Source organism: Niallia sp. M35 (assembly GCF_050971705.1).
In the GTDB taxonomy this organism is placed as follows: domain Bacteria; phylum Bacillota; class Bacilli; order Bacillales; family Cytobacillaceae; genus Niallia; species Niallia circulans_A.
This window is the reverse complement of record NZ_JBPCEP010000005.1, coordinates 140,966-166,595: the sequence shown is the minus strand read 5'-3', so window position 1 is coordinate 166,595 and position 25,630 is coordinate 140,966. Positions and strand designations below refer to the sequence as shown.

Sequence of the window (25,630 nt, the reverse complement as noted above, 5' to 3'; positions counted from 1 at the left end):
GAGGAAATCAACAGCTGCGAGATTTCTATTCAACCCATTGGAAGGTAGCCCTCGAGCTTCTTTTGCGAACGGTGTGCTTATTAGTAAAAGACGGACAGTATCCGATATCATCTTTTAAAGAGCCAATACCTATTTTGTATTGGAAAAAAGGTGGTACCGCGAACAAACTCCATTCGTCCTTTTAAGACGAGTGGAGTTTTTTATTTGCTTTAAAAAGTACAAAGGAACACGATTAGGAGGAAATTAGGATGGAAATGAAAGAAATCTCCATGCCGACAAAGTATGATCCAGCAAGTATTGAAAAGGGTCGCTATGATTGGTGGTTAGAAGGCAAATTTTTTGAGGCAAAGCCAGATGAAGGAAAAAAGCCTTATACAATCGTAATCCCGCCTCCAAATGTAACAGGTAAACTGCATTTAGGGCATGCATGGGATACAACATTACAAGATATTTTAACAAGAATGAAAAGAATGCAAGGTTATGATGTATTATGGTTACCTGGAATGGACCATGCCGGTATTGCTACCCAGGCAAAGGTAGAAGAAAAGCTGCGCGCCCAAAATATAAGCAGATATGATCTTGGTCGTGAAAAATTTGTAGAAGAAACATGGAAATGGAAAGAGGAATATGCAAGTCATATTCGTGCCCAATGGTCTAAATTAGGTCTAGGATTAGATTATTCTCGTGAAAGATTCACATTAGATGAAGGGCTATCCAAAGCAGTTCGTGAAGTGTTCGTTTCTTTATATAAGAAAGGGCTTATCTACCGCGGAGAATATATTATCAACTGGGACCCAGCTACCAAAACTGCACTCTCTGATATTGAGGTAATCTATAAGGATGTACAAGGTGCCTTTTATCATATGAAATATCCTTTAGCAGATGGATCTGGATATATTGAAATAGCAACAACTCGTCCAGAAACAATGTTAGGCGATTCAGGTGTTGCTGTTCATCCGAAAGATGAAAGATACCAGCATTTAATTGGTAAAAAAGTAGTTCTTCCGATCGTAGGCAGAGAAATTCCGATTGTTGCGGATGATTATGTGGAAATGGACTTTGGATCAGGCGCTGTTAAAATGACTCCAGCCCATGATCCTAATGATTTTGAAGTTGGAAACCGTCATAATTTAGAAAGAATCTTGGTAATGAACGAAGACGGTACAATGAATGAGCGTGCTGGCAAATATGAAGGAATGGACCGTTTCGAATGTCGTAAGCAAATTGTCAAAGATTTACAGGAAATGGGAGTTTTGTTCAAAATTGAAGAGCATATGCATTCTGTTGGTCATTCTGAGCGAAGTGGTGCAGTAGTAGAGCCGTATCTATCTACGCAATGGTTCGTTAAAATGCAGCCATTGGCTGATAAAGCAATCGCCCTGCAAGATAAAGATGCTGAAAAAGTTAACTTTGTTCCAAATCGCTTTGAAAACACGTATATGCGCTGGATGGAAAATATTCGCGATTGGTGTATTTCTCGTCAGCTTTGGTGGGGGCATCGTATTCCTGCTTGGTATCATAAAGAAACAGGTGAAATTTATGTAAACCATGAAGCACCAGCAGATATAGAAAATTGGACACAGGATACAGACGTATTAGATACATGGTTCAGTTCAGCATTATGGCCATTCTCTACATTAAACTGGCCAAATACAGAGGCAGAAGATTATAAGCGCTATTATCCTACTGCTGCTTTAGTAACTGGATATGATATTATTTTCTTCTGGGTATCTCGCATGATTTTCCAAGGTATTGAGTTTACTGGGGAAAGACCATTTAAAGATGTATTAATTCACGGACTTGTTCGGGATGAACAAGGTCGCAAAATGAGTAAGTCTCTAGGAAATGGTGTCGATCCTATGGATGTAATTGCTAAGTATGGTGCAGACTCCTTACGTTATTTCTTATCAACAGGAAGTTCACCTGGTCAAGATTTACGTTTCAGTATTGAAAAAGTAGAGTCTACTTGGAACTTTGCGAATAAAATTTGGAATGCTTCCCGTTTTGCGTTAATGAACATGGATGGTTTAACGTATGATGAGATTGATTTATCAGGTGAAAAATCAGTTGCGGATAAGTGGATCCTAACGAGATTGAATGAAACTATTGAAACTGTGACACGTCTATCTGACCGCTATGAATTTGGAGAAGTAGGAAGAGTCCTTTATAATTTTATCTGGGATGATTTCTGTGACTGGTATATTGAGATGGCAAAGCTTCCATTATACGGTGATGATGAAGCAGCAAAACTAACAACACGCTCTATTTTAGCGTATGTGCTTGATAATACAATGCGTTTATTACATCCATTTATGCCATTTATCACAGAAGAAATCTGGCAAAACCTTCCGCATGCTGGCGAATCGATTACTGTTGCAGACTGGCCAGAAGTAAATCCGGCATTTACAGATGATAAGGCTGCAAATGATATGAAGCTATTAGTAGAAATCATTCGCTCTATTCGTAATAGCCGTGCAGAAGTCAATACACCAATGAGTAAGAAAATCAGCATTTTATTAAAAGCTAAAGATGAAGAAGTGAAAGCTACCCTTCTTGAAAATAAATCTTTTATTGAGCGTTTCTGCAACCCGGAAACATTAAGTATTGATACAGATATAGCTGTACCGGATAAAGCTATGACGGCTGTAGTAACAGGTGCTGAAATCATTCTTCCTTTAGAAGGTTTAATTAATATGGAAGAAGAAATAGCTCGATTAAATAAAGAGTTAGAGAAATGGAATAAAGAAGTAGAACGTGTTCAAAAGAAATTAAGCAATGAAGGCTTTGTAAAAAAAGCACCAGAAAAAGTAATTAACGAGGAAAAAGCAAAAGAAAAAGATTATTTAGAAAAACGTGCCGCAGTTGAAGCACGTATTAATGAACTAAAAGGTTAATTTCATAGTAGAACGAAGGGTGTCTCCGCTATCAAACCTTTGAGGCACCCTTCTTCTATGGATGAAGCATTTACTTTTCATAATACTAGCCAAAGTTAATTAGAGAAAATACTGGCAATCATTAATCTTATAAGAGGGTGTAGCAATGTTTCATAATTATGAGGAAGCATTAAATTGGATTCATTCTCGTTTGCGTTTTGGAATAAAGCCTGGGTTAACAAGAATGGAAATGATGATGGAAAAGCTAAATCATCCGGAAAAACAGATAAAGACAGTTCATATAGGTGGAACAAATGGAAAGGGATCTACTGTTACTTATTTAAGAAATATTTTGCAACAAGCAGGATTAACAGTTGGAACCTTTACTTCTCCATACATCGAACAATTTAATGAGAGAATTAGCGTAAACGGAATACCAATTAGCGACGAAGAAATTTTAGCATTAGCAAATAAACTATTACCAATTGTCGAAGAAATGGACCAGATGGAGATTGGTGGACCAACTGAATTTGAAATTATTACAGCGATGTCTTTCTACTATTTTGCTTATATCAATAAAATGGATATTGTCATTTATGAGGTAGGATTAGGTGGTCGTTTTGACTCAACTAATATCATCTCCCCTTTGCTTTCTATTATTACAAGTATAGGATTAGATCATACAGCGATTTTAGGAGACACCTATGAAAAAATCGCCTTTGAAAAAGCTGGCATTATTAAAACAGAAACGCCGATTATTGCAGCAGTGAAACAAAAGGGTGCTCAAAAAGTAATCGTAAATCAGGCAATGGAAAGGAAAGCGCCTATCTATCTATTAGATAAGGACTTTATGATTGATAAATACCATTCAACACCTTCTAGTGAATCATTTGAACTAAAGTCAATGTTTTTTAAATGGGAAGATTTACAGATTACCATGTTTGGTAAGCACCAAGTGGAAAATGCATCACTAGCTGTAATGGGTGCCCATCTATTGCAGGATACATTTGAATACATAAATGAAGATAGTATTCGAAAGGGATTATACCAATCCAAATGGCCTGGTCGATTGGAAATTCTGTCAGGAAATCCTTTTGTCGTCGTAGATGGGGCGCATAATGAAGAAGGAATCGATGCACTGGTAGATGTATTAGTTAATCGCTATAAAGATAAGAAAAAACATATTATCTTTGCAGCACTTTCTGATAAAAAAACGGACAAAATGATTGCTAAATTGGATCAAGTGGCAACTTCAATTACTTTTGTTACATTTGACTATCCAAGGGCTGCAAGCAGCAAGACATTATATGAAGAAAGTAACCATCCATCGAAGGAGCAGAATAGCGACTGGCAGAAAGCAATTCTCACGCAACTGGAAAAGATTAGAGTAGATGACCTGTTCCTTATAACGGGATCTTTGTACTTTATTTCAGAAGTAAAGGAATTTTGGAGAAACTATCTGAAATAACTATATCGCACAAAAAAATATAGATTATTAGAAAAGAAAAAGGTAGTATATATTTATTAGGTTTAAAATGTGGGAATTTTAAGAATTTGATGCGATTTTTTTGTTTCTATATAAATTAAAAGTTATATAAAAATATAAACTTAACCGACAGATGAAAGGTAGGGGGAGAGAGTGGATGATTAATCCAAGCTACAAAAAAATAATATGGACAGTTTGGACACTCCTTCTACCTTTGGGTTTGTGGTTTTCTTATACCTTGTACCCTCCGCAAATTTATGATAAGGGTTGGGAGTTAGTTGCTTTTTTACTTTTTATGACAATTGTCGCTAGTATGCCGATGATTATAAATGGCACCCCTGTGTTTTTTCTGCAATGGGCAACTTTATCTGTTTTCTTAATTTTTGGATTAGTTACGGAAATTATTCTTGTACAAATCTCATTATTAGCGGTGCTCTATCAGGCTAAATTAGATAGGAAGTCGTTATTCCGCTTACCTATGAATTCGATTATGTTTTTCCTTGTTTCCTTTTTTAGTGGGATTATTTACTATAGTTTCGGAGGGGGACATGGATTTGATATTGCTTTAAATTTTAAATCATTTTATTTAATTACTGTATATCTTATTTCCTATCTCTTACTCAATACTTTGGGTATCTTTTTTATTGTTCGCTTTATCTATAAGCGAAAGCAACGGTTTGTCACGAAAGACTTAATTTGGGAAATAATCACAACGATTATCACATATCCGGTAGGTATTGTTTTATATCTCATGTATGAATATATTGGTCTAGCTGCCTTAATCTTAATCGGTGTTCCATTTATATCGTTATCGCTTATATTAAAGCTATATCATTCTAGTCAAACGGCAAATGATTATTTACGAAAAACAGCCGAGATTGGCCATCAACTTTCTCAAAATTTGTATGTAAATGAAACAATCGATTTCTTTATCGAAAAGCTATATGAATTATTTAAAGTTGATTTCGTGTTTATTCATCAAGTTAATACGAATGAAGAATTAGAAATGATATCACGTGTGGAGCAGCAAGAGAAATTACCGCTATTACCTGAAATAATGAAAGAAAATGAGGGGATATGTGGGAAAGTGTTGGCGTCGAAAAAAGCAGAAGTATACCATTCTAAACAGGATTGGCAGAAGGTAAACAAGGGGTATATGCCGGATGGAGTTCAAAGTATACTTTGTATGCCGCTAATTAAAAATAATAAAGTAATTGGTGTTTTATTGCTGGGAAGCAGACAGAAGAAGGCATTTGCAAACATCAAGTTAATGGTTTTGGACCTTTTATGCAGCCAATTTGCTATTGCGCTAGAAAACGCTAAATATTTTGAAACAACAAAGGAAAATAGTGAAAGATGTGCTCTAACGAAGCTATATAACTACCGCTATTTTGATAAAATCTTAAGTGAGCAGTTCACTGAATTGAATGAAAAGAATTTGGACAATCTAGTGCTCATTATGTTGGACATTGACCATTTTAAAGCGATTAATGATCAATATGGTCATCAAGCTGGAAATGAGATTTTAATAGGTTTCGCCAAAAGAATTCAAAATCTTATTGGTGACCACGGATTGGTTGCTAGGTATGGTGGAGAAGAATTTGTCATCCTTTTAAGCAATATAGAGAAGAAAGAAGCATTTGATTTAGCGGAGTTTATCCGCAAGAGAATTGCCTCTAGTCCATTTGTCATTAAACAAAATATCGATGATCGTCACCAAGTGAAAAATGTAAATATTACTGCTTCCCTTGGATTAGCTTATGCGCCAATAGATGCGGATGAGCCGTTAGCATTGATTCGCCATGCGGATCGTGCATTATATGTGGGTGCTAAACGAGCAGGACGTAATCGTGTCGCGGGTTATGTGAAATAAATGCTTCTTGCAAAAAGGGTCGAATAACCAGAAAAGTATATTTACCTAACTGTTTGATAGTTGGGTGAATAGTCAATAATTAAAAGCTCTTTGAACTTCTTGGGAGAAGTTCATTTTTTTTTGAGATTTTATCGTAAAGCGATTATTGATCCCCCTTATAAAAAGGCTATACTAGTTCAAAAGTACTTGATATAATGATGGTAATATTGCGTTTATAAAATAAAACTAGTAAAAGAGTTATAAATAGAGGTGCAATTTAATGAGGAGAACGAAATTAGCTAGTAAATTTTTCACCGTGTTATTGATTTTAGTATTCATTTTACCTGTACAGACTAATGCATCTACCACTACTCCATCTGTTAGCTTTTCTGTTACCCCATCCCAAAATATTATTGTAAAACCGAGCGGTGGTGTAGCACAAGGAAATTTAGATGTTCGCTTGACACCGGAAGGGAAAGTGACCAGCAGCAATCGTTCTCCTATTGATTTAGCATTTGTATTCGATAAATCAGGATCGATGGACGAGCTTGGTTATAATCCATACAAATTTCAAAGTGCAAAAAATGCAATTACACAGGCTGTTAATTACTTTAGTGAAGATCCAAATGTATATGATAGATTTGCATTTATTCCCTTTTCAACGGATGTAGAAAAAGAAAAAATGGTTTATTTTCCTATTTATGCTTATAATTCAGCTGATAATGTCAGAAATAATTTAAAGACTATTAATAATGTAGCGAATCGCCTTGTTGCAACTGGGGGAACAAATTATACTCAGTCCTTTCAAACAGCGGGATCTATGCTGGCAAGCGGCAATAATAATGCTAATAAATATATTGTATTTTTAACAGATGGCGAACCAACTTCTTCTATGATGGAGGAAACATTTACAGATAAAGTTTGCACAAATTATTATTTCTGGCAATCATGTTCAAATAAGCAGGTTAAGGATACAGTTACGTATACTATTTATACAAATAACACTGCTAGAGCTGTTAGATCCAATGGAACTATCGTTTCAACAAGTTTAAGTTATGTGGAAAAAGCAATAAAATCTCATATCGAAACAGAGGTAAATAATCTTGCCGCCAATAACTATAAACTCTATTCCATTGGTTTTGGAACAAACAAGGATGTAGATATGAGTTATTTGAATAAATTGTCCGAAACAACAGGCGTAACAGCCCAACAAGCATCTGAACAATCTATTGCAAAAATATTTGAGACGATTTCGGAAAAAGTAAATACACCTACTATTTCAGCTACGATAAAAATAAATATTGCGAAGTTTGGTAACAAGGTCAAATTAAGTGATAATGCAAATGTAACAACAGATAGCGTGGGGGATATCATTATTAAGAAAGACATTCTTTTCCCTGTCAATCAAGAGCCATCAGGATCTATTGATATGGCTTTGCCGTTGACTTTTAGTGAAACGGGAACGTATGTATTTGATGATATAACTTTGCAATATAAAGATTTAGATGGAAATAATCAAACTAAGAAAACAAGTGCAACAATCCAAGTAAAAGAGGATGCACCAGCTAGTTTTTCTTCGACCATGATGTTAGAAAAAGAAGTAAATGAACTAAATGATTTAATTAAGACAAGCAATTCATCAGATAAAACGAATCATTTTAATGTCAAATACACGCTGAATCCGATTGGTCTTGTGAATAATACAGTAAGTGGCACGCTATCTAACTTAGTTATCGAACAACCTTTGCCAGATAGTGTATCCATCGTCACCACAGATAGTGTGAAAGAAGTGACAAAGGATGGCAGTCGATATGCCATTATTACTTTACCGAATGAGATTCATTACTCGACTGGAAGCTTTACTCCTTCGACAATTAATAGAACAGTTGAATATAAGATCAATTATGCTGTAAATAATATAAGTATGCCAAGAGCAGACTTATATTTTAAGGATTCTCGTTTCCAGCCTATAAATGCCACAACTATATCTCCGTCTGCACAAACGATGAATATGAAAGTACAATTAAAAGAGTTTACAATGATTAAATATACTGGAGATGCAGCAGGGATAATCGAAAAAAGGGAACAAGAAACAAATAAGAAAGTAGCTAATACCGAATACCCCAATGATTATAATCTTGCTAATAAGCCTGTAAAAGAAATGGTATTTGCGCAAGAATCTGAAAACCAAACCATTGAAATTACCTATTCAGATAACAGTAAAGCATATTTGCACTTTTTACCTGACTTTGAATTAATTGGACAGGATACTAAAAAACGCTATAAGAGTGGTTCCACTTCAACAGAGTTTATTGATACTGTATTAACCCAGAAAGTACCAGGACAAAATGTGACTTATGCTTATAAAATCGATAACGGTTCTGAGAGTACTGGCTGGAAAACATTCAAGCCAGAGGATAATATCAGCATCGAGACATCAGGGGAAAATACGCTATCGATCAAAGCAGCTGGTGGGTTTGCGAATAATACAGAGATAATAAAAACGATTAAAATAGCATGGCCGATAACTTCCATAACAATTGAGCCTAATCCGATAGAAATGAACGTTGATGGTACAAAGAGCTTTACGATAAAAGTCGAGCCGAATCATGCTACGAATAAGACTTTGGATATAGCTGTCGCTAATCCATCTATCTCTAGCTTAATTCCTGGACAAAATACCTTAATAGGAAATGCAGCAGGAATGACAGAATTAATTGTGAAGACGACAGATGGATCCAATCTTGTACAAAGGGTTCCAGTACATGTTATAGAACCCTATGTAAAACTAGAGGATATTTCATTTACGAAGCCAGTTTATACAATCGAACGTAGTGCTGAAACAAATGACAAGCTTATAGCAGTAGATGATCTCTTAATCTTTAACCCTGCTAATGCAACAGATAAAGAGATTGAGCAAGTTCTGTCAAATGCTCCTGATACCGTGGAAGTAATTAAGCAGGATGGTCAATATTATTTGAAAGCAGCGGATGTTGGTTATGCAGAAATAACCGCCATTGCAGAAAAGCAAAAAGATGGTACCCAACCTAAAGATTCTACCCTTTTCAAAGTAGTAAAAGAAAAGGAAGGAAATAATGGCAGTGGAGAAGACAGAGATGGACGCTGGTAAATTGTTTGTACCCTAGCGGAACAAAGACTGGAACACAAGTATCCCACAAATTAAGCCCGAATAATTACAGGGAGGTAAATAGTCTCTCGTGTAATTGTTCGGGCTTTTTGTGATATTTAGGAAAGGTGGTTTGTGATTATCACTATCAGACTGACTACTAATTATTCAATCACAAAGTCATCCGGTATTATTTGTAGTCGATCCACTATAGGAAGTGCATCTATTCCTCTTAATAAAACATCTTGGTCATAATCAACGATAAATCGAGAAAGCATTCCTTCCCTTGAATTTGGGATATCAGAAATGGAAGAGAACTCTCTGTTGGCGCGAATTGCATTTATTTCGAGAGAATCTCTTGCAAAAACGCCACCTTTAATATAGAACAGGGAACCAACACCATATAATTCTGCGTTTTTTTCCGTGTAAAAGAAAGCTTTTAAAGGTTGGATGATTGTCTCCTCCTCTGGAAGATAAGGAAAACCAGTTTCTTTCATTGGATGAAAATGATTAAATTCATTCATCCTTGTAATCGTCAGTTTTTCCTTGGCTAATAAAATCAGTTGTCCCACTTGATTGGCACCTGTTCTGTTATCAATATATGGCAAGCCAAGAATATTAATGTTGGAAACGAAGCTTTCATTTAATGTGTAAACAACAGAGTTAATTTTGACTATATCATTTTCTCCAGACTCTTCTCCTTTTTCATCTCCGTTTATAGTAAATGAATCTAGACTGATCATATTGCTATTTAAAGAAATGGTTGTATTTAAAGGACGGATATGGATAGACTTCCCTGTAAGAATATCTCCGTTGATGCTGATACCGTTATGAGGATTACTTTTATTGTCAGCAGCAGACTCGATATTTAAATCACCTGCAACAAATAGATTTCCTTGTAAATCCATTTCACCATCAAAATTGATTAGATGTAAATCACCCGAAACATAAATATTATCCGCTAACTTTAATTGGTTGTTGCTTACTAAATATAAATCACCGTTAACAACCAAATCTTTGTCGAACGTAATAGGATAATTGCTGCTGTTAATAACGGTATCTCCATTGATGCTTACTTTGTTCTTGAAATCTAATGGATGATTGTCACTCTTAATCTGAAAACTATTGGAGAGTCGTTTGAGAGAATCTCCTAATACAGAAGAAGGTGCTTCTTGTTCTGGGACATTTTCAATCAAGGCAGCACTGTTTGGTTGATCGTTCACCATACTAGCCACTTTGTGCTGAAGAAGACTTGGAAAATTAGCTGTTTCACTTATATCTCCAATAGCTATACTATTCAAATTATCATCTGTTCTTAACATAGTATCCATTCGTTGGATAAAAGTACGGTTGTAATCAATATTAATAAATTGACTATCATGATTTAAAGAAGGTACTTCTCCTTTATAGAAATTCTTGTCTTTCAGCACTGGTAATAAGTTTGCAGAACTACTATAAATATTACCGGTAATAGAAGGGGGAAGAGATGATTTTTCTTGTCTACTTCCATTTTTTAGCTGGTATTTCGCATGATCATTAATTTGAAGCTGATTTGCATAAATATTGCCATTAACATTAGGTGATCCGTTAATAAATAGTCCTTCATCATCCTGTTCAGAATAAGATCCTAGCGCATACTTCAAAAAGCTAGGAAGGGGAGATAAAATTACTCGCTTCTTTAAAGTTCTCGTGATAGCTCCTTCTGTTTCGTTAGGGTTATTGGTTACAAGAATAATTTCTAGCACTCTGGTGAAATCCAATCCTCGATCAATCGAATAAGTGCTATCCGAATCGTAAGTATTTTTAGAGCACGCTTTATGAGAGGGAATCTCTACTTTAGTAGCAGCGCTTAAATCCACTACACTAAGACAACTAATCGCTTCATTATACGGTTGATTTGCTAAAATTTTATTTAATGTTGGCATAATAACATTGGATGCAAGCTGTGTATCAAAAGAATCACTCACGATATATTGGTTATCGATCTGCTTATAATCTAACGGTAAGGATTGTAAGGCATTAGCCATTTCGTACGTTATTTCTTCGAGTACTTTTTTGCTCTCGTACGTAATACTGATATCTGACTCTCTCGTCTCTACCCTTTTTGTACTGCTTATACTAGATGCTACAATTGCAAGACCTATTGTGGTGAAAACTAATGAAATTAATAATACGGTAATTAGGGCGTTCCCTTTTTGATTCCAATTGAACATAAATGGTATTCTCCTTAAAAGCCAAATTGACTTTCTAAAGTTAAAGGTCGATTTAATCGTGCTTGATCAATGACAAAAGTGATATAGATTAACCCATGAAGGCAACGATTTTTATCTTCTTGGGCCGTTTTACTACAGGACAACCTTATTTTAGAACCAGTAAAATCCCCGCTCCCCTCTAGAATTTGATTATTGATCGAAACAGCAGTAATCGTTTCGCTTTTAAGCTGCTGATCAACAAATTCAATACTTCTTACTTTTGCATTCTCTGGTGTTATTTTTTCTTTCTCATAAGTATAAAAAGAAGAATTCTCTTTAGTATTCTTTTCAAATACAGTCTTTTCTGTATCATAGAAGCTGATTTTCGAATCACCTTCTATCGTCACATAGTCATAAGGGATACTGTTAAAGGAGTTCATCATCATAGAAATGGCATAATCTGCATCGTCGCGGATTTGTCCTTCTATCTGAATTTTATTATATAAAGATAACCCAGACTGAAAGACACCATAGATGACCGGCAATACGATCGCAAGAATAGTGATTGTTGCCAATAGTTCATATAGTGTTATCCCTTTTTCATCGAAGATCCTCACTTTTGATGGCTCCCTCCATGGAAGTATTGTACTCTTTTTTGTTTACATTCCATGTAACAGTTACCGTTAAAGGAATGAAAAAATTGCTGTAATTTTTATCTAAAACAGGCTTAATGGTTACATGATAATCAATATTATTAATTTTAATAGGTGTACAGGAAGCTTGATTATCTTTGTTCCAGATTACTTTATACTCATTATTGCAGATGAACAGCTCACCTGTTGCTTCCTTATTATGGTCTATTCTATTTTTTATGCTGATAAAGGAGTCTTCTTGGGTAGTTTGTTCCATGTATGTCAAAGCATTTCTAGCAACATTTATACCAGCAGTTTTTTTCTGATTAAGATTTGTATAGGAATAAGCCTGAGTAAAAAAGTTCATTATACCTAAAATGATTATACTAAGGATAGTAAGAGACAATAAGACCTCTATTAACGTTAATCCTTTGGAACTAGATATCAGCTTTGAAATTTTCATGTTTTTTCCCTGCTTTCAAAAATGCTAATCTTATTATACAATACTAAATAGCTATTATAGGATGGAAAATGCCAAAAAAATAATACAAAAGTTTTAGATAATTTACAAAAAATGTCGTATGATTAGAGAAATGATTCAAAAAGAGGAGGTGTTTGAATGAGTGTATATATTTTGGCGCTTTTGTCCTTGATTTTAGTTGTGCCTATTCTGTATATCTTGCCTTTAGGACTTTCGAATCAAGGGAAGTTTACTATTATCGGATTAGCGTTTTGTATTTCTGCTATCGGATTACTTTCAAGGGAGCTCTTTTCTTTCTGGCAAAGTATTTTAATCATGCTGTTGTTCCTTATTAGTGCAAGCTATCTTTTGTTGAAAAATTGGTCAACAGTACTTTTTGTCATGCCAGAAGAAGTAGAAGAATCTGTTATAGAGAAGAGACAAGAACCACGAGAAATAAAGCCTATAAAAACTACCCAGAGTGACGTAAAACAAGAAGGGGATATCATTACCTATGTCCCAGAGGTAAACCGAGAAGGTATTTTAACAAATGAAGAGGATATCATTCAGGAGGAAACAGTCGAGAGCATAGACATAAACCTTGATGTGATGGAACAGTTAGAAGTTGTTGAACTGGATGAAGAATTTTCACTTTCCATAGAGGAAGAAGTTATCGATAAAGAAATAGATAAAGAACCAGCGGAGACAAACTATCTAGCTGAAATTGAAAAAATGCTGGAAGAAAACGATCCTTCCACTGGAAATGAAGCAAATGAGGAAATTGCCGAAGAGGATCAAATAGAGGAAATCTCTTTTTCTATTAACGAGGACGCTGAAGTTGCAGTGTCAGTGGAAAAGATGGAACAGGAACAGATCTGGAATAATATAGAAGACAATGATTTAACGGAAGAGGAAAAAACAATCCTATCAGAAGAAATGACTGCTATAAGTGAACATATAGAGGAATCGCAAGAGTTTTCTGCGATTGAAATGTTGGGTGAACAAGCAGAAGTATCCCAGAATCAAAGCCAAGAAAATCAAATCGGATCAGATGACGACAAACACGAAAATGTGGTAAGGGGATTAGCTCATAAGATAATTAACAATACTTTAACACAATTAGTAATGTTGAAGAATTCCATGGATATGGAAGAATTTGAGACTGTATTAACTCTGTGTTTGAAGAAGCCTATTCCTTTAAATGAATATTTTGCTTATTCTGCTTTGTTAATCGATGCATATTTTCAAAATAACGAAAAGGATAAATTAGAAAGTTTAATATATTCACTTAGGGAAAAATTTATGGAACAACCGATTGTATTGGAACAAATCAAATTTATGGAAGAAAAGTATCTGAAGAATAGATAGTATAGGGGAGATAGATTATGAAAATTAGCACACAGTTTAAAGGTTTACCGATTATCAGCATTTCTAACGGACAACAAGAAGGAAATGTGCAGTCTTTAATCATCAATCCAGAAAAAGGTTTTGTGGATTTTTTAACATTAGAGCAAGAAGAATGGCAAGAGAGTATTCAAGCAATCCCTTTTAAAAAGGTGATTGGTGTAGGGGAATATGCTGTAACGATCGAAAGTGCAAACTCTATCATTGATTTAACACAGATTCCTATTGCTAGTGAGCTGGCAAGCAAAAAAATCGCGATTATTGATACAAATGTTATTACGAGAAAAGGGGATCTTGTAGGTAAAGTAACAGAGTATCAAATGAATGAAGAGACAGGTGAAATCATTGGACTTGTTTTGGAGGAACAAGAATCAGTCATTTCATCCGAAGCTGTTATCACCTATGGAAAAGATATCATTATTGTGAAAGAAGAAGTAGCTACACCTAATTTTGTTCAAGAAGAAGCTGTATCTTCAAATGACCACTTAATTCAAGCGTTAGAAGAAGTGGAGCGAGAAAATGAAGCTGGTCTTAATGGGTTAAAAGAAAAACAAAGAGAATTATTGCTAAATAAACAAGTAACAAAAGATATTTATGCAGCAGATGGTGAATTGATTGTTGCAAAGGGTTCGATATTAGCACTAGAGGATATTGAGAAAGCGCAAAACGCGGGACCGAGTGTAGTAATTGATTTATCCATGAGTGTGAATGCATAACAAAAGGAGTCATTACTTCATGAAAAACGTTCAAGCTGTAAAGCTATTTATAGCTATAGCCATTACAACTGCATTTATTTTTAGTTTTTCGCATTTTGGTGTAAAGGCATATGAAAGGATTTTTTCGACCAAGCAAGTGTATGAAGAGGGTACAACTGTGGGTGGAATAGATATCTCTGGAATGTCTTTAGAAGAAGCTTTAAAAGCATTGAAGGATTCTCAAGAAGAATGGATTCAGGCAGTCTCCATTAAATTAAATTATAAAGAAAAAACAATTGACTTTGCTACTGATTTATTTACATTCCAATTCCAAGAAAGCTTAGAAAAGATCCATCAGGGCACAGACAATGCATTGATTGTATCGTTAAATCAAGATGATTTAATCGGATTACTTTATTCAATATCTCCCTATCTCGTAGAAGAAGATGTTTTTTACGTCAATAAATGGAGTGATTCTTTAATAGCGATAGCTTCCCAGTTAGACAAAGGAAATCACGAACTTGCGCTCCAAGATTATTTAGTCAGCCAAAAGGAAGAAGAAGTAATCTTAGTAGATACTACATTAGACGTTCAGGAAAACAAAAAAAATGTTGCAAAATGGGTAAAGCAATTTCCAAGTATTGAAGTGGGGCAAGAAGCGACGGTCTCGTTGCTAGATATAATGGGAAAACAGACAGATTCCTATTCAGATACCACCTTAAGTATGGTTGCGACAGCTTTTCATCAGCTAGTCTTAGCAACTAATTTTACTATTACTGAGCGGTTTATAAGTAATCAATTGCCTAACTATGCTCCATTAGGATATGAAGCGAAAATCAATCAATCTAAAAAAATGGATTACCGGTTTTATAATCCTAATGCTGCTGCTTATCAGCTTCAATTCAAAATGTCTGGCAATAAATTATATGCTTCGGTAGTCGGGGTTCCGTTTTTATTTAAATATGATGTTGTTCTCTCCAATCAGGAAGCATTTAAGCCAAAAACGGTCATCCAATTTGATTCTTTATTAGAGTTTAATGAATATAGAACCATCACAGAAGGAACAGATGGACTTTTAATTAAAGTCTATCGTTTAGCCAAAAATGAAGATGGAGTCGAAGTGAAAAAAGATTTAATGAGTGAAGACTTTTATCCTCCAATCAATAAAGTAGTTGCTTCTGGATTAATAAAAGAACAGGAAACAGTGATTGATACAGATAATGTCGAAGATTCAACCGATTTAAATGATCCTTCAGATTCTGAAGAAAACATCAAAGAGGAAGAGAAGGATAGTAACAATCAAACGACAGTGAATCCTTCACAGACAGAATCAAACAATCAGGATTTGAAAGAGAATAAGGAAGAGACTCCACAAGCAGAAATAGAAAAATAATAAGTATAGAAATCAGGAGCTAAAGCAATGAAACAAATACGAAAGCGTTTAGGAGATTTGTTGGTGGAGGCTGGCTTGTTGACAGAAAATCAATTGCAGCAAGCACTTAAAGATAAGCATCCAGATCAAAGGCTTGGAGATAGTCTGCTTCAAAAGGGTTATATTACAGAACAACAATTGATCGAGGTATTAGAATTTCAATTAGGTATTCCTCATGTTAGTTTGTATCGCTATCCCTTTGATCCTAAGCTATTTACGATCGTTTCAAAGGAAACAGCGAAAAGACAGTTAATTATTCCGCTAAAAAAAGAAGGCGAAAAGTTATATGTGGCAATGGCTGATCCAATGGATTTTTATACCATAGATGATTTGCGCTTATCTACTGGTTTTCAAATCGAGACAGCTATTGCGACAAAAGATGATATTTTGCGTGCAATCAATAAATATTATGATATGGACGAAGGGTTTGAAGAGTTGCTATCTGATAATGGCGCAGTTGGCGAAGATGTGAGCGACAGCATGGTTGAACAACAAGATACGCCGATTGTCCGCTTAGTCAATCAGATATTATCGAATGCTGCGACCCTAAAGGCAAGTGATATTCATGTGGACCCTCAAGAAACAAAAGTGGTAATCCGTTATCGGATTGATGGCGTATTGCGTATAGAAAGAATTTTGCCAAAACATATGCAAAGTGTATTGATAGCACGGTTGAAGATTATGGCAAACTTGGATATTACAGAGCACCGCATCCCGCAAGATGGAAGAATGAAGTTCAATTTGGACTTTCATCCCATTGATCTCCGTGTATCTACACTTCCAACTATTTTTGGAGAAAAGGTAGTTATGCGAATTTTGGATCTTGGAAGTACACTAAATGATTTAGATAAACTAGGTTTTAATAAAGTGAATTTAGCTAGATTTACAAAACTTATTGAGAAACCAACAGGGATTATACTTATTACAGGTCCTACAGGATCTGGTAAATCCTCCACACTCTATGCAGCGCTAAACCGTTTAAACAGTGAAGAAGTCAATATTATTACAGTAGAGGATCCGGTTGAGTATCAATTAGAAGGAATTAACCAAATTCAAGTAAATACGAATGTAGGGATGACATTTGCAAAAGGGTTACGGGCAATATTACGTCAGGATCCTAATGTAATCATGGTCGGTGAGATACGAGATAAAGAAACAGCAGAGATAGCCGTGCGTGCTTCTTTAACTGGTCACCTTGTTTTAAGCACCTTGCATACAAATGATTCACTAGGCTCTGTTACAAGACTGTTAGACATGGGGGTAGAACCATTTTTAGTGGCTTCATCTGTAACAGGAATTGTAGCACAGAGGCTTGTTCGTAAAGTATGCAGAGACTGTGGACAAGTTCATAGTGCAACAGTCAGAGAAAAAGAAATCTTCGCAAAACGGGGTCTAACAATCGAAAAAGTTGTTAGAGGAAAAGGTTGTGCTTCTTGTAATATGACAGGTTATAAAGGAAGAGTAGCTATTCATGAAGTGCTAGTTATCAATGAGGAAATGAGAAAAGTCATTATGAATGGCGAATCTTTTTCTAGATTACGAGATCTTGCAATGAAAGCAAAAACCATCTTCCTAATTGATGATGGATTATTAAAGGTGAAGCAAGGAATTACTACTACAGAAGAAGTATTAAGAGTAGCTATCCCTGATTAGGAGGGACATTATTGAACCATAGTATTGATTACTTATTGAGAGTAGGCTTTGAATTAAAAGCATCAGATATTCATCTTACAGTTGGTGTTCCTCCTGTTATGAGAATAAATGGAGATTTAAAGCGGTATGGCAAAAATAATCTAGAACCAAATGATACAGAAATAATGGCAAGAACAATGGTTCCAGAGAAGTTATGGGAAGTCTTCCAAGATCGTGGTGAACTTGATTTCTCATACAGTTTAAAAGGAGTGTCTAGATTTAGGGTTAATGTGTATAAGCAAAGAGCATGCATTGCTTTAGCTATTCGAGTTGTACCAACATCGATCCCTAGTCTAGATGATTTAAAGCTTCCTGCTATTATAAAGAAAATTGCTGAAAGGCCTCAGGGGCTTATTTTAATTACAGGACCGACAGGCAGTGGCAAATCAACGACATTAGCGGCGATGATTGCCTATATGAACGAAACTATGCGCAAGCATATTATCACGTTAGAGGATCCGATTGAGTATTTGCATAAGCATGGCAAGTGTATTATTGACCAACGAGAAGTTGGGTTTGATACCAATAATTTTGCCAATGGCTTACGAGCATCTTTGCGCCAAGATCCAGATGTGATTCTTGTTGGAGAAATGCGTGATTTAGAAACAATTCAAACAGCCATTACAGCAGCGGAAACGGGGCATTTGGTACTGGGAACACTCCATACATCGAGTGCTCCAGCAACCATTAACCGAATTATTGACGTTTTTCCACCCACGCAGCAGGATCAAATTCGAATCCAGTTGGCTTCTGTTTTAGTAAGCATTGTAGCTCAACGCCTATTCCCAACCCCAGATAAATCGGGAAGGGTTTCAGCAACAGAGATTCTTGTGAACAATTCAGCTGTAGCCAATTTGATTCGTAATGAAAAAATTCATCAGATATTAAATATTATGCAAACCTCAAAAGCAGCTGGAATGCATACATTGGAAAGCAATGTAAAAGAATTAGTTCACGCTGGTGCTGTATTAAGAGAAGCTGCACTTCCTTATCTACAAGAAAAGGAGCAATAAATATGGCTCGCTATAAATATACGGGAAGAGATCGAAAAGGAACAAAAAAAGGGATAGTAACAGCTTCATCCAAAAGAGAAGCGATCGTGCAGTTAAAAGAAAAAGGGATTAAGATAACAGAAATAAATGAAGTTCCTGAAACTCTTTTAACAAAGGAAATTACATTTGGCAGTCCTGTAAAGCTCCAAGACTTTGTCATTTATTTGCGCCAGTTCGCTACCCTGATAAAAGCAGGTATATCAGTAGTGGATGCAACTGCGATACTTGCTGAGCAGACAGAAAGTAAGGCATTGCGGAAGGCTTTATTAGTGGTAGAACAAGATTTAAAAGATGGGAATCCTTTATCCACGGCAGCAGCGAAACATAGAAAGGTTTTCTCCAGTATGTTTGTAAATATGATTCGCGCAGGAGAAGCTACGGGGAGTATGGATGAGACTTTAGAAAGATTAGCCAATCATTTTGAAAAACAGCATTACACAAAACAAAAAATTATTTCAGCCTTAACATATCCGATTGCGATTGCCGTTATTGCTTTTATAGTTGTTATATTTTTATTGGTGAGTGTTGTACCAACGTTTGTGGATATGTTTGCTGATTTTGATAGTGAGTTACCTGCCATTACACAATTTGTTCTATCGGCAAGCAGCTTTATGCAAAAATTTTGGTGGCTAGTATCTTTGTTGCTGATCGCATTTATTATTGCCATCATGGTTATACGAAATAATAAAGCATCGAAGTATTATCTCGATTATTTTCTATTAAGAGTGCCGATTTTTGGAAAAATTCTGCAGAAAGCAGCGATTGCGAGAATGACCCGCACACTTAGTTCGCTATTTTCAAGCTCTGTTCCCATCTTACAGGCCATTTCGATTGTCGAAAGAGTTATTGAAAATGAAGTAATGGCAAAAGTCCTTGTTCAATCAAGAGGTGCGCTTGAACAAGGTCAGTCATTAACTGTGCCAATGAAAGCCCATTGGGTGTTTCCGCCACTTGTGACGCAGATGATAGCAATAGGGGAAGAAACAGGATCATTAGATGACATGCTTGCAAAGGTAGCTGACTTCTATGAAAAAGAAGTCGATACAGCAACAGATCGACTAAAGTCCTTGATTGAGCCTATTATGATTGTTTTTCTTGCAAGCATTGTTGGGACAATTGTGTCATCTATCCTAATACCAATGTTTGAGATTTTTAATCATGTCCAATAATTTCTAGAGGATTCTAGTAAAAAAAAGATATAATTAAAATTAACAATCTAGTATAATAGTAATAGATTTAAAACAAAAAATACCAATTTTAAGGAGAAAGATATATGCGTCAATTAATTAAGCAACGTATCAAAAATGAAAAAGGATTAACACTTATCGAGTTATTAGCGGTTATTGTTATTTTGGGAATTATTGCAGCGATTGCGATTCCTAGTATTTCAGGAATTATTCAAAATTCAAAAGAAGATGCAGTTAGAGCAGATGCAATTACTATTTTAAATGCTGCCAAGAATTATGCTGCTGCGAATGATGTTTCAAAAATTGATGGAGGTAAAATCACTGAAGATCAAATTGATAGTTCTTATGTAAATAACTTGGAAATCACCTCATTTTCTGTGGATGTAACAGACAATGAATTTAAATTAACTGCTGGTCCTGTTAAGGCAGGAAAAAAAACTATTGAATTTAAAGGTGCTTCCATAAAAAATATTAATGATAAAAATGCTACTACAGTTGTAGTAAAGTAAATAGTAAAATAACATGATCTACCTACTAATCTTCCTATACGGCATAACCCTTGGCTCATTCTATAACGTAGTAGGTTTAAGGGTGCCATTAAATGTATCGATTGTTAGGCCGAGATCTCATTGTTCAAGCTGTGGACGCACGTTATCAGCGATGGAACTTGTACCAGTTTTAAGCTATGTATTATTAAGGGGGAAATCAAAATGCTGTAAAGCATCGATTTCCCCCTTCTATCCTATATTTGAGCTTTTGACAGGTATTCTCTTTGTCGTTAGTCCGCTTCTGCTTGGCTGGAGTTCTGAGCTGTTTGTTTCCTGGACACTTATTTCCTTATTTATCATTATTACTGTTTCTGATTTAAAATACATGATTATCCCAGATAAAGTGCTGTTGTTTTTTTCGATTGTTTTTATGATCGAACGATTCTTTCTCCCTTTGCATCCGTGGTGGAGTTCTTTGCTGGGGGCAGCGGTTGGTTTTACGCTTCTTCTAGTTATTGCGATTGTATCAAAAGGAGGAATGGGGGGAGGAGATATAAAGCTTTTTGCGGTAATTGGCTTTGTTTTAGGGACTAAGCTAGTCCTTGTCTCCCTTTTTCTTTCGACCTTTCTAGGGACAATTGGCGGTATTATCGGAATGGCTATTGGTAAATCAAAAAAGAAACAACCAATTCCTTTCGGTCCGTACATAGCCTTAGGAACTCTTATAACCTATTATTTTGGTAATCAGATTATCCAATGGTATCTAAGTATTTTTCTTTAAAAGGCTGATACCTTTTTTGGGGAGTAATTTTTCTTCCTCCATCTAGTAACAATAAGGAGTTTTCAATATGGCATTAAATTTTAATTTTGGAAAAAATAAAGTAGTTAACTTAACCATAAAAGATCATGTAATACGATTTGTGGAAATGAAGAATTCCCAAGATGCTGTAGTGCAAAATTTTGGAGAACGCTATTTGCCGCCTGGATTAATTCATGATGGAGTGATTCAAGATGTCGAGAATTTTTTATGGATTTTAGAAGAATGTGTGGATGAATGGAAACTATCAAAAAAACAAGTTCGTTTTCTAGTTCCTGACTCCTCCATTGTCATTCGAAAGCTCCCTATTCCGGAAGATGTAAGCGAAGATGAAATTAAAGGGTACTTGTATATGGAACTTGGAACATCGATTCATTTGCCATTCGAGGATCCTGTATTTGATTATTATCTATTGAAAGCAAAAGAAAAAAATAAGCAGCAAATTATTTTATTTGCTTCACCAGAAGAAAGTGTCGCCCAGTATGCGGATTTATTAGAAGAGGCGAAATTATCGCCACAATCTGCTGATATATCTGCGTTAGCACTATATCGCTATTTCTATCGCTCTGAAAAAGTCGAAGACAATGACATTATCATGTTAGTTGAAATCGATATTAAAACAGTGAACGCAAGTATTTTTGAAGAACATTATCCTTTATTGATGAGACATTTATTACAAGAGATGGAGGAAGACCACTGGACCGTTACGACAGATGAGTTACTACTGCAAGAAAAGCTGACATTTACTGGCGATCATACTGAAGTTTGGAATGGTCTTGAAGATGTTTATAATGAATTAGAAAAAGTGATGAGCTTCTATCGCTATACTTTAAATAAGGGTGACAAACTAGTAACAAAATTAGTAGTAACAGGTGATCATCCGTGGCTTTCTGCCATTATTGAAAATATGGTGAATCGTTTTGAAATTCCTGTTTTTGAATTAAAAGTGAACCAATCAGTTTCTAATAAGCCTATACCATCGAGTTTCCTTTTAAACATTGGTTTAGGATTAAAAGAGGTGTAAAAATGTTAGTAGAAATTAACCTCCTTCCTAAAAAAGAACCAAAGAGAAAGTCGCAATTGCTTTGGATTATCCTAGCTTTCTTGATTACTTTTTTATTAATAGGCTTATTTATCTGGCAGTATATGACTAAAAAAGCTGAATTAACGGCAACAGAAAACTCGTTAAAAATGACGACTAATCTGGTTGATACTTACAATCAGAAGTTAGAGAGGTACAAAAGTTCACAGTCTGTCCAAAGCCTTGAATCAGCAATCAGTTGGGCGAATAATCAATCAATGGATTATGTTCTTTTTCTGCAGGAATTAACAAAGAACTTGCCGGAAAGAGGTTTTATTCAGGAACTAAAGGTATCTGATGACCATAAGACAAACATGATTGTCCAGTTTGATACAAAAAGTGATGCTGCCTATTATTTAAATTCTTTGCTTGAAATTAGCTGGATAGACGAGGCGCTTTTGACGGAAGGAAAATCAACCGATGCACTTGAAAATAAAATTAGCGAACAAGTAAATCAAGCCATTGATATTTTAAAACAATCAGAAGTGGAACCTCGCTATTTTGCAAGCTACGAATTTGTCCTAAATAAAGCAAAGCTGCGAGATGAAATGGAAAAGCAAAAAGACAAAAATGAAAAAGGGGAGGATTCCCCATGAAATTAAGCGATCATAAGCTAATGATATGGTTTGCATTTAGCATTATTTTCCTCGCATTAGGAGCGATATATAGTTATTATTTCTATTTAATGCCTTTAAATAATGAACTAGCTATGAAAAAAACGGAGCTGCAAATGACAGAGCAGCAAGCGGATATTTTGGAATCCAAACTAAAATCGACTGGTTCAGAAACAAGTACGAATACTATCGAGTTGCAGAAAAAGGTACCGGTTAAACGCTTATTAGAACAGGCGCTTCTTGAAATAGAAAAAGCAGAAATTATTTCTGATTCGAATATACTAGAAATAAGTGTGAATGGATCTGACGTTGATGAAAATGTTACAGATGGAGAAGTTTCTACAGCAGATGAAGCAATCGATGATGCCAACAAGCAAGAAAATAGGGAAACAGATGAAAAGAAAAATACAGAAGAAATCATCCTCCCAAGTGGTATCCATCAAACAACAATCAATATGATAGGAGAGGCAACTACTTATTTTGAACTAGAAAAATTCTTAGAAAAAATCCAATCCTCTCAGCGTATTATGACCGTTGATTCTTTAAATATTACTGGACCTAAAGAAAGCATCGCCGTTGAAGAAAGTGATCAACAAATAGATTTTGAATTAACAGTGTCTGTATATTATTATCCGACATTAACTGATTTAATGGAGGATCTTCCGCAATTGGATCCACCAAAGGTATCTGAACGAAAGAATCCTTTTGATACTGGAACATTAGAAAATAGTAAAGATCAATAGAGGAACTGAAAAAAGAAGGTGGGTCTAGCGATGCTAAAAACTAGACTAAATAATAAGGGATTAACCTTGATGGAATTGCTTGCTGTGATTGTCATACTTGGAATAATAGCTGCAATAGCGATTCCCTCTGTCTTAAAAGTAATAGGAGATATGCGCGATCGAGCTTTTATTGCAAACGCATGGAATATGAAGGAAGCTACTGATTTTTATATTAAGGAAGCGACAACTAGTGGAGCAGATGCAAAGGAAAGAATCACTTACTTTGAACTTGTTGAAAGTGGGTATATGGGCACGTTTCATGATCCAGATACAGATCGAGAGTTAGTTCCATCAGATAAAAGCTATGTAACCATTCAAAATAACATAGCGATTGCTGTTTGTTTAAAAGGGGAAAATCGGAAGCTTTGTACAGAAGAAGAGGGAGTAGACCAAGCTATACAATATAACGATCTTTCTCCAAGTCAGATTGTGTCTAACAACAACTGAATTTGACGAAATCATTCTATAACAAGACGACAAAAGTCTTGTTATTTTTTTTTGCTTGTATGATAGGATTAACGAAATAAATGGAAATGGGGGTAGGACGAGTGAATGAAAAACCGGAGAATCGCAAAACGATAACGATTAAGATCAACGGAAATGACCGTCCATTCCAAAATAAGGACAATGACGACATGGTGGAGCGGAGTGAACCTTCTGTTTTTTATAAGGATCAAAATAGCGAAGGAAAAGAACAGGATATTTTTAAAGAAGAGTCTGCGGCTGGACAAGAAGCTGAATTTGAGGAAAGCTTTGATTGGATTTTGCCCGCATCAGAGGAAATTCCAGCAAAAAATAAAGAAAAAAGTATATTTAGCTTTCAATCGTCTGTAAATAAAAAGGACAAGCAACCATTCAAAAAAGGCAAAAAAGAGAAAGAGGGAAAGAAAAAGCGGTTGCCAAAGGAAGTAATTGCTTCTATTTTCTTTGCTGTATTTTTTGCTGTCATCTTAGGCACTAGCTTTGGATTTATTTTATTAAACATGGTAAGCAATGATCAAAGCAACACTACAAATGGAAAAATAGCAGCTTTGGCCAATGATTCTTCCGATAAACCTAAAAGTGGACAAGCTGTATCGACAACAGAAAGTGCTACCAAACCGGATATTACTACATATGTCCTTCAAAAGGGAGTTTTCTCTAATGTAGAGCGTGCGAAAAGCGAGCAGCAGAAGCTAACAGATGCAGGGAAGAAGAGTCAAATTCTTCCGATAGATAAGCAGCAGTTTCTTCTTGTTGGTGTTGTGAGTAATTTGGAGAATGCGAAAGCATGGCAGAAACAAGTAAAAGATACTTACGCAAAAGAGATGGTGTTTAGTGGCAATGAAGTGAAAAATGTCTCGAAAGAAGAGAAGGAGATTATTGAAGGATCGTCCGCTATCTATTCTGCCATTCTGCAAATGGTAACAAGTGTTCAATTTGATCAATCTATTGCAACGGAGGATAAAAATAAGCTAGAGAAGGCACTCTCTCTAGTCGACGAGAAAAAAACAGCCAAGTTTACTAATGAAAAAGTAAAAAAAATGGCAGCCTATCTTTTAGAAGGTGGTGAGCTTACCATAAAATTAAAGGAAAAGAGCAGCGAGAACGAAATAGCGGAAGTTCACCAGAAATTGCTAGACTATTTAGCTGTATATGTCTCATTATAATGGATTAGGGGAGCGCACTGTTTATTAAACGGTGGCTCCTTTTCTTTGTTTCAAAGGAAAGTTGATGGGGAATGGTACCCCATCTATACAGCTTCGAACGATTGACTAGAGTATA

The 25,630-nt window shown here is 35.5% G+C and carries 20 protein-coding genes and 1 other annotated feature (1 of these 21 only partly in view); of the genes, 17 read left to right on the top strand and 3 right to left on the bottom strand.

The genetic code is table 11. From position 1 onward, the window contains the following. Positions 1 to 184, top strand: a binding site (T-box leader); it begins 46 nt to the left of the window's first position. A 64-nt stretch (positions 185 to 248) separates the two neighbouring features. From NiCM35_RS08345 to NiCM35_RS08330, 4 genes are all read left to right on the top strand, one after another. After that, positions 249 to 2,894: a valine--tRNA ligase gene (locus NiCM35_RS08345; protein WP_433779190.1), complete on the top strand. Its 2,646-nt coding sequence runs from the start codon at positions 249 to 251 to the stop codon at positions 2,892 to 2,894. 145 nt (positions 2,895 to 3,039) lie between these two features. After that, positions 3,040 to 4,341, top strand: a complete 1,302-nt coding sequence (locus NiCM35_RS08340) for a bifunctional folylpolyglutamate synthase/dihydrofolate synthase (RefSeq protein ID WP_433779188.1) — start codon at positions 3,040 to 3,042, stop codon at positions 4,339 to 4,341. A gap of 175 nt (positions 4,342 to 4,516) precedes the next feature. Continuing rightward, the gene (locus NiCM35_RS08335; protein WP_433779186.1) at positions 4,517 to 6,232 is read left to right on the top strand and encodes a sensor domain-containing diguanylate cyclase; all 1,716 of its coding nucleotides are present in this window, start codon (positions 4,517 to 4,519) and stop codon (positions 6,230 to 6,232) included. Between the two features lie 259 nt (positions 6,233 to 6,491). Next, positions 6,492 to 9,341: a vWA domain-containing protein gene (locus tag NiCM35_RS08330; RefSeq protein WP_095331553.1), complete on the top strand. Its 2,850-nt coding sequence runs from the start codon at positions 6,492 to 6,494 to the stop codon at positions 9,339 to 9,341. A 161-nt stretch (positions 9,342 to 9,502) separates the two neighbouring features. Here the strand turns inward: NiCM35_RS08330 and NiCM35_RS08325 are convergent, their stop codons facing one another. The 3 genes from NiCM35_RS08325 to NiCM35_RS08315 are packed head-to-tail and all read right to left on the bottom strand — an operon-like array spanning position 9,503 to position 12,625. After that, positions 9,503 to 11,551, bottom strand: a complete 2,049-nt coding sequence (locus NiCM35_RS08325) for a hypothetical protein (RefSeq protein WP_095331554.1) — start codon at positions 11,549 to 11,551, stop codon at positions 9,503 to 9,505. A gap of 14 nt (positions 11,552 to 11,565) precedes the next feature. Continuing rightward, positions 11,566 to 12,147 carry a type II secretion system protein gene (locus NiCM35_RS08320; RefSeq protein ID WP_095331555.1) on the bottom strand — a complete coding sequence of 194 codons (582 nt, stop codon included), beginning with the start codon at positions 12,145 to 12,147 and terminating at the stop codon, positions 11,566 to 11,568. Further along, entirely contained in the window at positions 12,131 to 12,625 is a 495-nt protein-coding gene (locus NiCM35_RS08315; RefSeq protein WP_095331557.1) for a type IV pilus modification PilV family protein, read from the bottom strand. The genes NiCM35_RS08320 and NiCM35_RS08315 overlap by 17 nt, the downstream gene beginning before the upstream one ends. A 156-nt stretch (positions 12,626 to 12,781) precedes the next feature. Between NiCM35_RS08315 and NiCM35_RS08310 the strand changes: the two genes are divergently transcribed. The 13 genes from NiCM35_RS08310 (at position 12,782) to NiCM35_RS08250 (ending at position 25,515) form a co-directional block, all read left to right on the top strand. Continuing rightward, entirely contained in the window at positions 12,782 to 13,990 is a 1,209-nt protein-coding gene (locus tag NiCM35_RS08310; protein WP_433779184.1) for a hypothetical protein, read from the top strand. A 17-nt stretch (positions 13,991 to 14,007) separates the two neighbouring features. Further along, on the top strand, positions 14,008 to 14,742 hold the full coding sequence (locus NiCM35_RS08305; protein ID WP_095331561.1) for a PRC-barrel domain-containing protein: 735 nt from the start codon (positions 14,008 to 14,010) through the stop codon (positions 14,740 to 14,742). A gap of 19 nt (positions 14,743 to 14,761) precedes the next feature. After that, positions 14,762 to 16,114, top strand: a complete 1,353-nt coding sequence (locus NiCM35_RS08300; RefSeq protein WP_171509827.1) for a G5 domain-containing protein — start codon at positions 14,762 to 14,764, stop codon at positions 16,112 to 16,114. A gap of 27 nt (positions 16,115 to 16,141) precedes the next feature. After that, positions 16,142 to 17,806: a GspE/PulE family protein gene (locus NiCM35_RS08295; protein ID WP_123260787.1), complete on the top strand. Its 1,665-nt coding sequence runs from the start codon at positions 16,142 to 16,144 to the stop codon at positions 17,804 to 17,806. 11 nt (positions 17,807 to 17,817) lie between these two features. Continuing rightward, on the top strand, positions 17,818 to 18,858 hold the full coding sequence (locus NiCM35_RS08290) for a type IV pilus twitching motility protein PilT (RefSeq protein WP_095331567.1): 1,041 nt from the start codon (positions 17,818 to 17,820) through the stop codon (positions 18,856 to 18,858). A 2-nt stretch (positions 18,859 to 18,860) separates the two neighbouring features. Further along, positions 18,861 to 20,066 (top strand): type II secretion system F family protein, encoded by a 1,206-nt coding sequence (locus NiCM35_RS08285; RefSeq protein WP_095331569.1) that lies wholly within the window; start codon positions 18,861 to 18,863, stop codon positions 20,064 to 20,066. A gap of 104 nt (positions 20,067 to 20,170) precedes the next feature. Beyond that, positions 20,171 to 20,593, top strand: a complete 423-nt coding sequence (locus NiCM35_RS08280; protein WP_095331571.1) for a prepilin-type N-terminal cleavage/methylation domain-containing protein — start codon at positions 20,171 to 20,173, stop codon at positions 20,591 to 20,593. A gap of 13 nt (positions 20,594 to 20,606) precedes the next feature. After that, positions 20,607 to 21,353 (top strand): prepilin peptidase, encoded by a 747-nt coding sequence (locus tag NiCM35_RS08275; protein WP_171509824.1) that lies wholly within the window; start codon positions 20,607 to 20,609, stop codon positions 21,351 to 21,353. Positions 21,354 to 21,420: 67 nt separating this feature from the next. Then, the gene (gene pilM / locus NiCM35_RS08270; protein WP_123258046.1) at positions 21,421 to 22,413 is read left to right on the top strand and encodes a type IV pilus biogenesis protein PilM; all 993 of its coding nucleotides are present in this window, start codon (positions 21,421 to 21,423) and stop codon (positions 22,411 to 22,413) included. Between the two features lie 2 nt (positions 22,414 to 22,415). Beyond that, on the top strand, positions 22,416 to 23,066 hold the full coding sequence (locus tag NiCM35_RS08265; protein ID WP_095331577.1) for a fimbrial assembly protein: 651 nt from the start codon (positions 22,416 to 22,418) through the stop codon (positions 23,064 to 23,066). Beyond that, positions 23,063 to 23,827, top strand: coding sequence for a pilus assembly protein PilO (locus tag NiCM35_RS08260; RefSeq protein WP_433779179.1), 765 nt, complete (start codon positions 23,063 to 23,065; stop codon positions 23,825 to 23,827). The genes NiCM35_RS08265 and NiCM35_RS08260 overlap by 4 nt, the downstream gene beginning before the upstream one ends. Before the next feature lie 30 nt (positions 23,828 to 23,857). After that, the gene (locus NiCM35_RS08255) at positions 23,858 to 24,313 is read left to right on the top strand and encodes a prepilin-type N-terminal cleavage/methylation domain-containing protein (protein ID WP_095331581.1); all 456 of its coding nucleotides are present in this window, start codon (positions 23,858 to 23,860) and stop codon (positions 24,311 to 24,313) included. 101 nt (positions 24,314 to 24,414) lie between these two features. Further along, positions 24,415 to 25,515, top strand: coding sequence for an SPOR domain-containing protein (locus NiCM35_RS08250; RefSeq protein ID WP_164463671.1), 1,101 nt, complete (start codon positions 24,415 to 24,417; stop codon positions 25,513 to 25,515). Positions 25,516 to 25,630: the final 115 nt, after the last annotated feature.

Excerpts from the sequence above, each read along its gene's own strand:
- NiCM35_RS08275 (WP_171509824.1), top strand. The coding sequence starts at position 20,607 with ATGATCTACCTACTAATCTTCCTATACGGCATAACCCTTGGCTCATTC.
- NiCM35_RS08285 (WP_095331569.1), top strand. The coding sequence starts at position 18,861 with ATGGCTCGCTATAAATATACGGGAAGAGATCGAAAAGGAACAAAAAAA.
- pilM (WP_123258046.1), top strand. The coding sequence starts at position 21,421 with ATGGCATTAAATTTTAATTTTGGAAAAAATAAAGTAGTTAACTTAACC.
- NiCM35_RS08260 (WP_433779179.1), top strand. The coding sequence starts at position 23,063 with ATGAAATTAAGCGATCATAAGCTAATGATATGGTTTGCATTTAGCATT.
- NiCM35_RS08280 (WP_095331571.1), top strand. The coding sequence starts at position 20,171 with ATGCGTCAATTAATTAAGCAACGTATCAAAAATGAAAAAGGATTAACA.
- NiCM35_RS08335 (WP_433779186.1), top strand. The coding sequence starts at position 4,517 with ATGATTAATCCAAGCTACAAAAAAATAATATGGACAGTTTGGACACTC.
- NiCM35_RS08330 (WP_095331553.1), top strand. The coding sequence starts at position 6,492 with ATGAGGAGAACGAAATTAGCTAGTAAATTTTTCACCGTGTTATTGATT.
- NiCM35_RS08255 (WP_095331581.1), top strand. The coding sequence starts at position 23,858 with ATGCTAAAAACTAGACTAAATAATAAGGGATTAACCTTGATGGAATTG.
- NiCM35_RS08340 (WP_433779188.1), top strand. The coding sequence starts at position 3,040 with ATGTTTCATAATTATGAGGAAGCATTAAATTGGATTCATTCTCGTTTG.
- NiCM35_RS08310 (WP_433779184.1), top strand. The coding sequence starts at position 12,782 with ATGAGTGTATATATTTTGGCGCTTTTGTCCTTGATTTTAGTTGTGCCT.
- NiCM35_RS08345 (WP_433779190.1), top strand. The coding sequence starts at position 249 with ATGGAAATGAAAGAAATCTCCATGCCGACAAAGTATGATCCAGCAAGT.
- NiCM35_RS08305 (WP_095331561.1), top strand. The coding sequence starts at position 14,008 with ATGAAAATTAGCACACAGTTTAAAGGTTTACCGATTATCAGCATTTCT.
- NiCM35_RS08295 (WP_123260787.1), top strand. The coding sequence starts at position 16,142 with ATGAAACAAATACGAAAGCGTTTAGGAGATTTGTTGGTGGAGGCTGGC.
- NiCM35_RS08325 (WP_095331554.1), bottom strand. The coding sequence starts at position 11,551 with ATGTTCAATTGGAATCAAAAAGGGAACGCCCTAATTACCGTATTATTA.
- NiCM35_RS08300 (WP_171509827.1), top strand. The coding sequence starts at position 14,762 with ATGAAAAACGTTCAAGCTGTAAAGCTATTTATAGCTATAGCCATTACA.
- NiCM35_RS08315 (WP_095331557.1), bottom strand. The coding sequence starts at position 12,625 with ATGAAAATTTCAAAGCTGATATCTAGTTCCAAAGGATTAACGTTAATA.
- NiCM35_RS08265 (WP_095331577.1), top strand. The coding sequence starts at position 22,416 with ATGTTAGTAGAAATTAACCTCCTTCCTAAAAAAGAACCAAAGAGAAAG.